The following is a 12882-nucleotide window of genomic DNA, read 5'->3' on the forward strand; positions in this document are numbered from 1 at the left end:
CCGTTGAACCGGAGAACTATCCGCGGGCCGCGGCCACCCCGGCCCTGCGGCCGAAGAACGTGCCGTCACCCAGCGACGTACCGCTGATGTATCCCTCGCCATGGATGCCGGAGGCCGCCCGGCCTGCCGCGAACAGCCCGGGAACGGCGGTGCCGGAGACGTCCAGCACCGCGCCGTCGACGGTCGTGCGCAGCCCGCCGAGGGTGAATCCGGCGACGCCCGTCCCGGCGCCCGTGTTCCCGCGCGCCCCCGGGTTGAAGCCGAGGCGGGGGTCGATCGCCGCGAAGGGCGCCTTCAGTGGCCGCAGCCACCGGGCGTCCTTGTGAAAGTACGGGTCCTGGCCCTTCTCGGCGTACCTGTTGTACGTGCCCACCGTCGACTCCAGCGCGCCCGCCGGCATCCCGAGCTCCGCCTCCAGCTCGGCCAGGGTCTCGCCGACGAACTGCGGGAGCACGCCCCAGTGTTCCGCCTCGGGCACGGACTCGTAGCCCTCCTCGTCGACGATCACCCAGTACGGGCCCGGCTGGGTCAGCACCGCGGCCACGCTGTACAGACCCGGGTAGACGTCCTCGTTGATGAAGCGCTGCCCGTGGCCGTTGACCAGCATGCCGCGGGTGGCCATGGCTGGGAGGGCGGTGAGCGCGATCTCGGTCACCGACATCCGCCGGGTGGCCGCGCCGATCGCGGACGCCATCCGGATGCCGCTGCCGTCGTCCAGCCCGTCGCTGATCTTGCCCTGACCGACGAGGTGCGGCGCGTGGTCGGCCAGCATCTCCTCGTTGTCGACGAAGCCGCCGGTGGTGAGCACCACGCCCTTACGGGCGCGGTAGGCCCGCTCCTCGCCGTAACTCCGGGCGGTGACGCCGACGACCCGGCCGTCCTCGTCCACGATCAACGCCGTGGCCAGGGTGTCGGTGTGGGTGAGCGCCCCTGCGGCCCCGGCGGCCGCGACGAGCTTCTCCATGATCAGCCAGCCGCCGTAGGACTCGGTGGCGCAGCGGTGACCGCGCGGCGCGGGGCGGGCGACGGTGTTGTACGGCCAGGCGTTCTCGCCCAGCCACATGAGGCCGTCCTTCGACAGCGGCATCCAGGTGGGGGCGTCCCACAGACTCTTCTCGAAGGTGAGGCCGCGGTCGACGAACCACTGGAAGTGTCCGGCGCTCTCGTCGCAGTAGACCCGCAGCTTCTCCACGTCGGCGTGCGGGCCGAGCGCCGACTTCAGGTAGGCGAACATGTCGTCCGGAGTGTCCTGGAAGCCGCACGCGGCCTGTACCGGCGTGCCGCCGCCGAGGTAGAGCTCGCCGCCGGACAGGGCCGAGGATCCGCCCGGCCCGCCGGCCCGTTCCAGTACCAGGACCTCGGCGCCGGCCGAGGCCGCTTCGAAGGCCGCGGCCGCGCCCGCGCAGCCGAAGCCGACGACGAGCACGTCGGTCTCGGCGTCGTACCGGGAGACGGACGAGGCCGGGACCGGTGTCACCGGCCGGGAGGCGCTCACCGCAATGCCTCGGGCGGGGTGAAGGCCGCGAGCGGCTCCGAGCCGGACCAGTCGTGGCCCCAGTAACTGTCCTCGGTGATCTCCTCGGCGGTGTAGTACGTCTCGTCGACGAGCATGCCCTCGCAGCCGTACTCGATGTCCCAGCCGCCGGGCGCGCGCACGTAGAAGGAGACCATCTTGTCGTTGGTGTGCCGGCCCAGGGTGGAGGAGATCGAGAAGCCGAGCCGCCCCACGGTGTCGAGCGCGCGGCCCACCGCGTCCAGGCTGTCGACCTCGGCCATGAGGTGGACCAGGCCCGGGTCCTGCCCGTGCGGCGCGGGGCAGACGGCCAGACTGTGGTGCCGCTGGTTGACGCCCATGAAGCGCACGCGGCGCGGTGGAGTGTCAGGATCCGTGCCGGAGAGCCTGATCGCTCCGCGCGGCAGGAAGCCGAGGACCTCGGTGTAGAAGGAGACGGTCTCCTCCATGCAGGTGGTGGGCAGGACGACATGGCCCATGCCCTGGCCTCCGGTGACGAAGGTCTGGCCGAAGCCGTTGAGCACGGGGCTGTGGTCGAGGACCGGGGCGAAGAAGACTTCGACGGGGACGCCGGCGGGGTCGTCGAAGGTGATGCCCGCTTCCACCCCGCGTTCGTCGGCCTCCTTCTGCGTCAGCTCCGTGACCGCTCTGCCCGACGCCTCGACGGCACGCCCGACCGCCCCCAGGGCGAACTGGTCGCGCACCTCCCACCCGACGGCCAGCACCCGGTCGGTGTCACCGGGCAGGACGGCCAGTCGCGCCCGGCGCTCGTCCATCCGCAGGTAGAGACCGTCGGGATCCGGCCCGGACCCTTCGGCGAAACCGAGGCCGTCGACGGTGAGTTCGCGCCAGCGGTCGATGTCGCGCGTCTGGACCCTGAGATAACCCAGCCCTCGTATCTGCGTCATGTGTTCCTCCCTCATCTGTCGGTCTGCCGGTCCTTCGTCGGACGGGCGCTGGTGCCGTGACGGTCGTCAGATCATCGAGCGCATCGGTCCGTTCGGCGGCTCGATGTCGAGCTGCGTCAGTGCGGCGGCGTGGAAGACCGAGCCGGGCACGTGAATGGCGTGGGCGAGGCCGGTGTGGGCGTCGCGCCAGAAGCGCTGGATCGGGTTGTCCATCCGCATGGCGTTCCCGCCGGAGCGCGCGACGATCTCGTCGACCGCCCGCACCGCGCGCCACGCCGCCCGGGCCTGGGTACGCCGGCCCACGGCCCGCCGGTCGAAGGTGACCTCCTGGCCGGCCGCCACCATGTCGTGGAGCTGCGAGATGTTGTCCAGCAGCGCCGAGCGCGAGGCCGCGATCTCGGCCGCCGCCTCGCTGACGGCGTAGAGGACGTACGGGTCGTCCTTGACGGCCGTGCCGGTGATCTGGACACGGTGGCGCTGATAGGCCATGTGGTGGGCCAGCGCCCCCTCGCAGATGCCGATGACGGCCGCGGTGATGCCGAGGGGGAAGGCGGCGGAGAACGGCAGGCGGTACGTGGGGTTGGTCAGCCCGGCCTCCTTCGCCAGGGTGCCGTCGACCACCTTGGCGTACTCGATGACCCGGTACTCCGGGACGAACGCATCCCTGACGACGACGTCCTTGCTGCCGGTGCCGCGCAGACCGACCACGTCCCACGAGTCCTCGACGATCTCGTAGTCCGACCGCGGCAGGACGACGTGCACCGACTGCGGGGGGTTCAGCCTGTTGCCGTCCTCGTCGGCCAGGAACGCGCCGAGGAAGATCCAGTCGCAGTGGTCGGTGCCGGAGGAGAACTGCCAGTGGCCGTTGAAGACGTAGCCGCCGTCCACGGGGCGGAGCACCCCCATCGGCGCGTAGGGAGAGGCGATCCAGGTGTCGTTGTCCTCGCCCCACACCTCCTCCTGGACCCTGGGGTCGGCCATCGCCATTTCCCAGGGGTGGACACCGACGACCCCGGCGACCCAGCCGGTCGCTCCGTCGCAGGCGGCGATCCGCATGATGGTCTCGGCGAACTCGCGCGGGTGCAGTTCCAGGCCGCCGTACGTCTTCGGCTGGAGCATCCGGATCGCACCGGTCTCCCGCAGCACCTCGGCTGTCCGGTCGTCCAGTCGGCCGAGCGACTCGTTCGCCGGTCCCAGCGCACGGATCTCCTCCGCGCGCTCGGTGATCGCGTCAAGTACCGGATTGGGCATGGCTGTTCTCACTTCCGTGCGGAGGTGTTCTCGGCGAGGGCTACGGCGATCTCGATGAGCTGGTCCTCCTGGCCTCCGACGAGGTTGCGGCGGCCTGCCTCCAGGAGGATCTCGGCGCCGGACACGCCGTACTTCGCGGCCTGCCGGTCGGCGTGCTTGAGGAAGCTGGAGTAGACCCCGGCGTACCCCATGGTCAGCGACATCCGGTCGAGGAGGCACTCGCCGTCCATGACCGGCCGTACGACGTCCTCGGCGGCGTCGATGATCTTCCGGGTGTCGATTCCGGTACGGATGCCGAGCTTCTCCGCGACCGCGGCGAAGGCCTCGACCGGGGTGTTGCCCGCGCCCGCGCCGAACCGGCGGGTCGAGCCGTCGATCTGCTGGGCGCCGGCCCGCACGGCGAGCACGGAGTTGGCGACGCCGAGTCCCAGGTTCTCGTGGCCGTGGAAGCCGACCTGCGCGTCGTCGCCGAGTTCGGCGACGAGCGCCGCGATCCGGTCGCTGGTCTGCTCCATGACCAGCGCTCCGGCGGAGTCGACGACGTACACGCACTGGCAGCCGGCGTCGGCCATGATGCGGGCCTGCCGGGCGAGCACCTCCGGGGACTGGCTGTGCGCCATCATCAGGAAGCCGACGGTCTCCAGGCCCAGATCGCGGGCCAGCCCGAAGTGCTGGACCGCGATGTCGGCCTCGGTGCAGTGGGTGGCGATCCGGCAGACGGCGGCACCGTTGTCGGCCGCCTCACGGATGTCGTCCTGGACGCCGAGGCCGGGCAGCATCAGGAAGGCGATCCTCGCCCGGCGCGCGGTCTGCACGGCCGCCTTGATCAGCTCCTGCTCCGGCGTGTGGCTGAAGCCGTAGTTGAACGACGAGCCGCCGAGGCCGTCGCCGTGGGTCACCTCGATGACCGGGACCCCGGCCTCGTCGAGTGCCCCGACGATCGACCGGACGTGCTCGATGGTGAACTGATGCTGCTTGGCGTGCGATCCGTCTCTCAGGGACGAGTCGGTGACGCGGATGTCGAGGTCGGCGCTGTAGGGCATGGCTGGTGAACTCCTTGGGTGCTCAGGATCCGGCGCGCTGGGAGACGATCCGCCGCGCGAAGCCCTCACCGACCTCGGTGGCCGCGGCGGTCATGATGTCGAGGTTCCCGGAGTAGGGCGGCAGGAAGTCCCCCGCGCCCTCCACTTCGAGGAACACCGCGACGCGGGCGAGGCCGCCACTCACCTCGGTCGGCTCGTCGAACTGCGGCTCGGCGCGCAGCCGGTAGCCGGGTACGTACGACGCGACCTGGGCGACGATCTCGTGGATCGACGCGGTGATCGCGGCGCGGTCGGCGTCGGCCGGGATGGAACAGAAGACCGTGTCCCGCATCAGCATGGGCGGTTCGGCCGGGTTGAGGATGATGACGGCCTTGCCCTCGGCCGCGCCGCCGATGGTCTCGATGCCCCGGCTGGTGGTGATCGTGAACTCGTCGATGTTGGCCCGGGTCCCGGGGCCGGCGGACGGCGAGGCGACGCTGGCCACGATCTCCGCGTAGGCCACCTCGGTGACCCGGGAGACAGCGTGGACCACCGGAATGGTGGCCTGTCCCCCGCAGGTGATCAGGCTGACGTTGGGCGCGTCCAGATGCTCGCCCAGGTTGACGGCCGGGACGACGGCGGGGCCCAGCGCGGCGGGCGTCAGATCAACGGCCTGGATGTCGAGTTCGGCGTATTTGGGGGCGTTCGCCTTGTGCACGTACGCCGAGGTGGCCTCGAAGACCAGGTCCGGGCGCTCGTCCTGGGCGAGCAGCCGGTCCACGCCCTCGGCACTGGCGAGCAGGCCCTCCTCGGCCGCCCGCTTGAGGCCGGGGCTCTGCGGGTCGATCCCGATCATCCACCGTGGCTCTATCACTTCGGACCGGAGCAGCTTGTACATCAGGTCGGTTCCGATGTTTCCGGAGCCGACGATCGCGGCGGTCGCCTTGGTCACTGTTCGAACCTCATCCGAATCGAGGGGGTTGGGGGGCGATCACCCGTCGTAGGTGACGTTGATCCGTTCGCTGACCGGGAGCGCCTGGCAGGAGAGGATGAGTCCGTCGGCGAGGTCCTGCTCGTCGAGGACCTCGTTGCGCTCCATGGCCACCTCGCCCTCGGTCAGCACACAGGCGCATGCGCTGCAGCTGCCCTCCCGGCAGGAGAACGGCGCGTCCAGGCCTGCTGCGAGGAGCACGTCGAGCAGCTTGCTGCCCCGGGGCCAGGGCACGGTCGTGGTCCGCGCGTCGAGCTCGACCTCGACCGTCCCGGACGGCCCCGTGGGGTCGGTGACGGTCTGCGGGGCGGCGAACGGGTCGTTCGTCAGGGAGACGAACCGTTCGATGTGCACGCGCCCCGGCTGTACACCGAGGTCGGTGAGCGTCGTGGCGGCGAGGTCCATGAACGGACCGGGGCCGCAGATGAACGCCTGGCGTCCGGTGTACGGCCCGGCCAGCGCCCGCAGACCGGGACCCGCCGGCAGGCCCTGTACGGACTCCAGCCAGTGGATGACCGTCAGCCGGTCGCCGTACTCCCGGGCCAGGGTGGCGAGTTCGTCACGGAAGATGACGGAGTTCTCGTCCCGGTTGGCGTAGATCAGGGTGATGGATCCGCTCCCGCCGTGCAGGCAGGAAGTGAGGATCGACATCACCGGCGTGATCCCACTGCCCGCGGCGAGGAGCAGGAAGTCCTCGTCCAGCGAGTCCGGGGTGAAGGTGCCCGCGGGGCGCAGCACTTCCAAGGTGTCGCCTTCGACGACGTTGTCGCAGATCCAGTTCGAGCCGTATCCGTTCGCCGTGCGTTTGACGGTGACCTTCAGCTTCTCGTCGCGCAGCGGGGAACTGCACAGCGAATAGCAGCGGGCGGCCCCGCCCTCGCGGTCGGAGGGCACCTTGACGGTGAGGAACTGGCCCGGCTTGTAGCGGAACTTGTCGTGCGTCCCGTCGGCGGGTTCCAGGACGAGCGAGTGGGCGTCGGACGTCTCACGGATGACTTCGACGACGCGGACGGTGAGCGGGCCGGGCGGTGTCACGATGCTTCCCCGGTCGTCTCGCCGGCGGCGTGCCGGGCGGCGACGTAGCCGAAGACTATGGACGGGCCGATGGTGGCGCCCGGTCCCGCGTACTCGCCTCCCATCACCGGCGCGGCGGTGTTGCCGGTCGCGTAGAGGCCGCCGATGAGCGAACCGTCCTCTCTCAGGACCCTGCCGTGCTCGTCGCAGACCAGCCCACCCTTCGTCCCGAGGTCACCGACCTCGATGCGTACGGCGTAGAAGGGCGCCTTGACGATCTCGTCCAGGTTGGGGTTCTTCAGGGTCGGGTCGCCGTAGTAGCGGTCGTAGGCGCTGTCGCCCCGGCCGAACTCGGTGTCCTTGCCGGTGCGCGCGAAGCCGTTGAACCGCTCTACGGTCGCGGTCAGTTCCTCGGGGGGAACGCCGATGGCGACGGCGAGTTCGGCGATGCTGTCCGCCCGGTGTGCCAGGCCGCTCGCGTAGAAGTCCTTGGGGAACGGCATTCCGGGCAGGATCTGCGCGAACGGGTAGCGGGCGCGGGCCTTGGCGTCCATCACGAACCAGGCCGGAACGTGGCTGCCCGCCAACTGGTCGTGGACGAAGTTCACGTACGGGGAGGACTCGTTGGTGAAGCGGCCGCCGCGGGAGTCGACGATCACCGACGGCGGGATGCACCGCTCGGACACCAGGGGGATTGTGGCGCCGGACGGGTGGCGCACCGAAGGCATCCACCACGCGTCGTCCATGAAGTCCAGTGCGGCTCCGAGCTCCAGCCCGGCGACGATTCCGTCGCCGACGTTCTCCCGCGCTCCGGCGCTGTGGTTCTCCCGGCCGCCGTCGGGCAGGTACTTCTCGCGCATCTCCTGGTTGTGGTCGAAGCCACCGGTCGCGAGCAGCACACCGCGCCGCGCCCCGATGCGCACCTGCTTGCCGTCGCGCTGCGCGACGATGCCGGCCACTGTGCCGTCGTCGCCGACGACCAGGCCGGTCATCGGGGTCCGCAGCCACACGGGGACTCCGGCGTCCTTCAGAGCCATCCTGAGCCGTGCCACCAGCGCGCGACCGCCGGTCGCCATGTGCCGGCGGCGGACCACGTTGGACGAGACCCGCCAGGCGGCGACGACGGACGCCCGGCGTCCGCGCCAGGTGCGCTTGACCATCGCGAGGTCGCGGTAGTCCTTGGCGGTGATCCACAGGCCGAGCGGGCCCTTCATGTTGTTGGGCCGCTGGTGCCGCTCGTCCTCGCCGAGCTTGCGGGTGTCGAAGGGGAGCGCCTCGACGGAGCGGCCCATCGGACGGCCGCCGTCGTACTCGGGGTGGTAGTCGGCGTATCCCTTGACCCAGAAGAACCGCATCCACCGGCTCCTGCCGAGCAGTTCCATGGCGGCCGGGCCCTGGTCGACGTAGGTGTCGAGGCGGGCGGCCGGGACGCGGCCCCCGGTGAGGCGGTCCAGGTACTGCCGGATCGACGCACGGCTGTCGTCGTGGCCCTTGGCGCGCAGCGTGGGGTTGTTGGGGATCCAGATGCCGCCGCCGGAGATGCCGGTCGAACCGCCGTACATCTTCCCCTTCTCGATCACGACGGTGGACAGGCCGCTGTCCACGGCGGTCAGCGCGGCCGCCATGCCGCCACCGCCGCTGCCGACGACGACGAAGTCGAACTCGTGGTCCCAGGACGTGTTCGCGCCCGCGTCCGCGCCGGCGCTCATGCCGCGTCCTTACGGGTCAGGAAGGCGAGCACGGCACTCTCCCAGGCCGCCTTCTGTTCGATCATCACCCAGTGACCGCAGTTGGGGAACACGTGCAGTTCGACGTCGGGAATGGTCCGCATCGGCACGATGGACATGTCGACCGGGCTGACCCGGTCGTCCCGGCCCCAGGTGATCAGGGTCTTGGCCCGCAGTCCGTGGAGCATCGCCCAGAGCGGCGCCTCCTCGGACCTCGCCGCGGCGGCGGCACCGGCGGCGAACGCGGCCTTCCCGTACATCCTGCGCGCGGCGGCGAGCGTGTCCGGCTCGGTGGCCTGGGCCCACCGCTCCTCGATCAGTTCCTCGGTGACCAGGGCCGGGTCGTACACCATGGAGTACAGCCACTGGACGAGACGTTCACGTGTCGGGTTCTCGGTGAACTCCATCAGCAGGTTGATGCCCTCGCCGGGGCCGGGGCTGAAGAGGTTCCGGCCCATGCCACCGATCGTCACCAGGCGACGTACGCGGTCGGGGTTGTCCAACGCGAACCGGGTGGCGACGAAGCCGCCCATGGAGTTGCCGACCACGTCGACCCGGTGCAGCCCGAGTCCGTCGAGGAACCGGCCGACGGCATCGGTCGCGGTGGCCATGGGGTGTCCGTCGGCCGGGTCGCTGACCCCGAACCCGGGGAACTCCAGGACCAGGCAGCGGAAGTGCTCGGAGAACCGGCCCAGATTGCCGCGGAAGTTGCGCCAGCCCGTGACGCCGGGGCCCGAACCGTGCAGCATCAGCAGAGGTGGACCGTCCCCGGCCTCGTGATAGCGCAGAACCCCCTGATCAGTCGTGAGTTCACGCAATGTGGAGTCGTGGCTCAGCTCCATCATCATCCCTGCCTTCGACGTCCCTGTGGTCAACGGTTCCTGGAACGTAGCCAGGGCCCCCACAGGGGCGCCGCACTCATCCCGATCAGCGGGACGCGGGTGCTCCGGGCAGCCGGAGCGGTCCGGGCCGGCCCTGCGGCCTGCCGTGTTCCATTCATCGGGAGCACGCCGTCCGGTACCGCACGCGACGGTCCTACCGTCAGGACGTGCCCTGCCAGGAGCACGTCACAGTGCCGGACCCGTCGAGGTGAATCCGATGTCAGCAGAGTCCTTGACCGCACCCCCGACAGGTGAGGTCGCGGCGCCCACTCCTCAGGAGATGCGGCGCGCCATGGGAGCGTTCGCGACGGGTGTCACCGTCGTCACCGGGATGGACCGGTCGGATCCGGTCGGGTTCGCGTGCCAGTCCTTCGCGTCCGTTTCGCTGGAGCCGCCCCTCGTCCTGTTCTGCGCCGACCACAAGGGGCGCGCCTGGCCGAGGATCAGGGAATCGGGCCGGTTCTGCGTCAACGTGCTCGCCGAGGACCAGACCGATGTCTGCGGCCGCTTCGGCTCCAGCAGGGGAAGCAAGTACGACGGGCTGGACTGGGACGTCTCGCGCTGGGGCACCCCGTCCTTGCGCGGCGTGCTCACCAGGGTCCATGCCGAGGTGTACGACGTGCACGTCGCCGGTGACCACGATGTGGTGATCGGGCGGGTCCTGGAACTGGAGACGGTGACCGAGCGGCGGCCGATGCTCTTCTTCCGTGGGCGGTTCGGCGTCGAGGAGCAGCCGGCCGCCATGCCCGATCCCTGGGGCTGGGGCGACCACTGGGGCTGAGGTCCGGTCGCCGGACTGCCGGGCCTCGCACGGCGGACCGCGGTCCGGCGACAGGCCCTGGGCTCCAGGGCCTGTCCGGCTGCGCTCCCCCGGACTCGCTCTACACCGGACACGCTCTACAGCCAGTCACCGTTCTGGCCTGCGCCGAGCAGCCGGTCCATGGTCTGCGGAGACCACGTCCGCTCCGGGAAGGCGGGCGTGCGGTGCCCCCGGCCAGGAGTCTCCGGGCCGGGGAACAGTTCCAGCGAGACCTGTCGTGCGGCGTCGACCACCAGCGGGGCCACCTTCTCCAGTGGGGTCTGCGCGTCGCCGATCAGCGAAATGGCGGCCACCGGCCCCTCGGGGCCACGGATCGCCGCCGCGGCGCAGGCGATGCCGGGGAAGCACTCGCCCCGCTCGAACGCAAGGCCGCGACGCTGCCGGATCCGGTTGAGTTCCTGGTGCAGGGTGTCCAGGTCGGCGATCGTGCGGTGGGTGAGCCGGGTGATGGCGCCGCCCACCCGGGCCTCGACCTCCTCCGGTTCGAGCCAGGCCAGCATCGCCTTGCCCAGTGCCGTCGAGTGGGCCGGCGCGCGCCCGCCGACCCGCGAGGGGACCGACGCGGCGAACCGGCCGCCGGCCTTGTCGAGGTAGTGGACGTCGGCGCCGTCGAGCACGGCGAGGTGGACGACCAGCCCGGTCCGGATCTGCACGCTGTGCAGTCTGGGCGCAGCGGCTTCCCGGATCTCGCTGTTCGTGCCGTCGCCACCGCCGAGCCCGAGTGCCCGCCGCCCGAGGCCGTAGCCGAACCCGGTGTGCTCGAGCCACTGGAGCCGTACGAGCTGGTCGAGGATCCGATGGGCCGTGGAGCGCGGGAGGTGCGTGCTGCGGGCCACCTCCTCCAGGGACAGCCGAGTGGTACGGCATTCGAACGCGTCCATGATCAACGTCATGCGTTCGACCATCGACGGCGGGAGCTCCCGGCGAGCGGGCATGTCCACGGCAGCGGCGACATCGACAACCGTCATGGATCCTCCAGGTAAACTGAAATGAATTCTTGTTTTCCGGAATGTAACAGCGGTCCGAGGCATGGGGAACCCTCGTACACCGGGAGATCTGCGGCTCCGTGATCCGCGCCGCCCGCACAGAGCGCCCCGGACGACGGAGCGCGACCAGGAGACACCACCGGGACCTGCCGGGACCGGGCAAGGAGCGGGCGCGCGACGGCCGGCGCGCGAACAGCCCTTACCGGGCGGGGTCGCGGTGGGCGGCGCCCCCCTGCGCGCCACCACGCGGCCGCGAAGCAGACCTCCGTCTTCGGGAGTTCAGGAACCTCGGCCGTTCCGACCGTCGCGGCGCCACGACCAAGCTCCAGAAATGATCAAGGGGACGTTTCAGATTGCCCTGAAACGTCCCCTGACCTGCGATTCCTAAAAGTCGGGACGACAGGATTTGAACCTGCGACCCCTTGACCCCCAGGAGTGGGGGTGGCCGGGCCAAACTGCCACAGGATCAAAGTAGTTGGCGAAGCAAGGGCTCGGAACCGTGGCTTGGATCGGCTGACCGTTCAGCCGGCACATGTGGAAGGTGTCGCTCTCGGTGCCGAGTGGACAGCACACTCCGCCGCCGGCGGCGGTGAGGCCGGTGAACACGGCTCTGATGCAGTCCCCCAGCAGATCTGCCCAGGAGCCGGCTGATTCGCGGTAGCCGTCGCTCATGGCGATCGGCTCTTCGGTGCCGTCCGCGCGCACGCCCATCAGGCGTTGAACGTGACCTGCGCGGCGCCGAAGCCCTCGATCCGGCAGCCGATGTTGCGGCCGCGATCGGTTCGATCACGCCAAGGTTCAGCAACGGAGTCATCTGATAGCTTGAGCCAAAATCGCAGGCCCGAACGGAGGTACGAGGGGCAGGTCCAGTACGAGGGGCAGGTCCAACCCTGACCCGGTCAAGGGCACCCCTCAGATCACGATGCTGCAACTGCACAAGCTGGAGCGCTACAAAGACGATCAGGGAAACGAGATCGTCTACGACGGCGAGATCCATGAGACCAAGATCGATATCCGGTTCAAGGGCTCGAACAACAAACTCGTCATCAGCCCCAAGGCAGACATCAAGGACCTGCTCGTCACCTTCTCGGGAGACAACGGTCGGATCGAGATCGAGCAGACCACGAAGAAGCGCGCAGGTCTCCGCTTCGAACTGCGCTGCGGGCACGAGTCCCGGATCAAGATCGGCGAGAACGTGGGCTGCGCCGGCCGCGCCTTCATCTCCGCCGTCGAAGGCGTGTCGGTGACGATCGGTGCCGACGTGATGTTCGCCAAGAACATCGAGGTGCGCGGCGACGACACCCACCCGATCTTCGACGTGCACACCGAGAAGCGCGTGAACCCGTCGCAGTCGATCGTCGTGGGCGAGCACGTCTGGATCGCGAAGCACGCGGTCGTGATGGGCGGCGTCACCATCGGCAACGGCTCGGTGATCGGCTTCCGCAGCATCGTCACGTCGAACATTCCCAACAACTGCATCGCGGTGGGAGCACCGGCGCGGGTGGTGCGGCGGGACATCGCCTGGGAGCGTCCCGAGGTCGTTCCTCGCCGCCCGAATGAGCTGTATCCGCGCAAGGGCGAGAAATCCCCGCAGTACTGGAATCCCACCGATGACGACGCGGTGTCGGAGAAACCGGTGGTGCGGCCGCAGCCCAAGGCGCAGCGGCGGCTGGTCCGGTACCTTCCGACCTCGGTGCGACGGCTGGCCAGGAAACTCCGATCCTCCTGAAGTGCTCACGTCCGGCGACTCAGTGACATTACGTCAAATT

At 69.9% G+C, this 12882-nt stretch carries 11 protein-coding genes; 2 read left to right on the forward strand and 9 right to left on the reverse strand.

The annotated features are described in order from the left end of the window. Positions 1–16 precede the first annotated feature (16 nt). From ACFU8Q_RS31880 to ACFU8Q_RS31915, 8 genes are all read right to left on the reverse strand, one after another. Positions 17–1495 carry an FAD-dependent oxidoreductase gene (locus ACFU8Q_RS31880; protein ID WP_384460652.1) on the reverse strand — a complete coding sequence of 493 codons (1479 nt, stop codon included), beginning with the start codon at positions 1493–1495 and terminating at the stop codon, positions 17–19. After that, positions 1492–2421 (reverse strand): VOC family protein, encoded by a 930-nt coding sequence (locus ACFU8Q_RS31885; protein ID WP_384460657.1) that lies wholly within the window; start codon positions 2419–2421, stop codon positions 1492–1494. Before ACFU8Q_RS31885 ends, ACFU8Q_RS31880 begins: the two co-directional genes overlap by 4 nt. A gap of 66 nt (positions 2422–2487) precedes the next feature. Further along, positions 2488–3672 (reverse strand): acyl-CoA dehydrogenase family protein, encoded by a 1185-nt coding sequence (locus ACFU8Q_RS31890; protein WP_384460661.1) that lies wholly within the window; start codon positions 3670–3672, stop codon positions 2488–2490. An 8-nt stretch (positions 3673–3680) separates the two neighbouring features. Further along, positions 3681–4715 carry a 4-hydroxy-2-oxovalerate aldolase gene (gene dmpG, locus ACFU8Q_RS31895; protein ID WP_384460664.1) on the reverse strand — a complete coding sequence of 345 codons (1035 nt, stop codon included), beginning with the start codon at positions 4713–4715 and terminating at the stop codon, positions 3681–3683. 22 nt (positions 4716–4737) lie between these two features. Beyond that, the gene (locus ACFU8Q_RS31900; protein ID WP_384460668.1) at positions 4738–5646 is read right to left on the reverse strand and encodes an acetaldehyde dehydrogenase (acetylating); all 909 of its coding nucleotides are present in this window, start codon (positions 5644–5646) and stop codon (positions 4738–4740) included. Between the two features lie 39 nt (positions 5647–5685). Then, on the reverse strand, positions 5686–6720 hold the full coding sequence (locus ACFU8Q_RS31905) for a 2Fe-2S iron-sulfur cluster-binding protein (protein ID WP_384460670.1): 1035 nt from the start codon (positions 6718–6720) through the stop codon (positions 5686–5688). Beyond that, positions 6717–8408 carry an FAD-binding protein gene (locus tag ACFU8Q_RS31910; RefSeq protein WP_384460673.1) on the reverse strand — a complete coding sequence of 564 codons (1692 nt, stop codon included), beginning with the start codon at positions 8406–8408 and terminating at the stop codon, positions 6717–6719. The genes ACFU8Q_RS31905 and ACFU8Q_RS31910 overlap by 4 nt, the downstream gene beginning before the upstream one ends. After that, positions 8405–9301: an alpha/beta fold hydrolase gene (locus ACFU8Q_RS31915; RefSeq protein WP_384460676.1), complete on the reverse strand. Its 897-nt coding sequence runs from the start codon at positions 9299–9301 to the stop codon at positions 8405–8407. Before ACFU8Q_RS31915 ends, ACFU8Q_RS31910 begins: the two co-directional genes overlap by 4 nt. Before the next feature lie 223 nt (positions 9302–9524). Between ACFU8Q_RS31915 and ACFU8Q_RS31920 the strand changes: the two genes are divergently transcribed. Beyond that, complete coding sequence (locus ACFU8Q_RS31920; protein ID WP_384460679.1) at positions 9525–10088, forward strand: flavin reductase family protein; 564 nt, start codon at positions 9525–9527, stop codon at positions 10086–10088. Between the two features lie 116 nt (positions 10089–10204). Here the strand turns inward: ACFU8Q_RS31920 and ACFU8Q_RS31925 are convergent, their stop codons facing one another. Beyond that, entirely contained in the window at positions 10205–11095 is an 891-nt protein-coding gene (locus ACFU8Q_RS31925) for an IclR family transcriptional regulator (RefSeq protein ID WP_384460682.1), read from the reverse strand. A gap of 940 nt (positions 11096–12035) precedes the next feature. On the opposite strand from ACFU8Q_RS31925, the gene ACFU8Q_RS31930 reads away from it, so the two are divergent. After that, positions 12036–12842 carry an acyltransferase gene (locus ACFU8Q_RS31930; protein ID WP_384460685.1) on the forward strand — a complete coding sequence of 269 codons (807 nt, stop codon included), beginning with the start codon at positions 12036–12038 and terminating at the stop codon, positions 12840–12842. Positions 12843–12882: the final 40 nt, after the last annotated feature.

The sequence above is a fragment of the Streptomyces sp. NPDC057543 genome (assembly GCF_042801895.1).
GTDB lineage: Bacteria > Actinomycetota > Actinomycetes > Streptomycetales > Streptomycetaceae > Streptomyces.

Coding starts and splice junctions, on each gene's coding strand:
- ACFU8Q_RS31885 (WP_384460657.1), bottom strand. CDS start 2,421: ATGACGCAGATACGAGGGCTGGGTTATCTCAGGGTCCAGACGCGCGAC.
- ACFU8Q_RS31930 (WP_384460685.1), top strand. CDS start 12,036: ATGCTGCAACTGCACAAGCTGGAGCGCTACAAAGACGATCAGGGAAAC.
- dmpG (WP_384460664.1), bottom strand. CDS start 4,715: ATGCCCTACAGCGCCGACCTCGACATCCGCGTCACCGACTCGTCCCTG.
- ACFU8Q_RS31925 (WP_384460682.1), bottom strand. CDS start 11,095: ATGACGGTTGTCGATGTCGCCGCTGCCGTGGACATGCCCGCTCGCCGG.
- ACFU8Q_RS31920 (WP_384460679.1), top strand. CDS start 9,525: ATGTCAGCAGAGTCCTTGACCGCACCCCCGACAGGTGAGGTCGCGGCG.
- ACFU8Q_RS31910 (WP_384460673.1), bottom strand. CDS start 8,408: ATGAGCGCCGGCGCGGACGCGGGCGCGAACACGTCCTGGGACCACGAG.
- ACFU8Q_RS31890 (WP_384460661.1), bottom strand. CDS start 3,672: ATGCCCAATCCGGTACTTGACGCGATCACCGAGCGCGCGGAGGAGATC.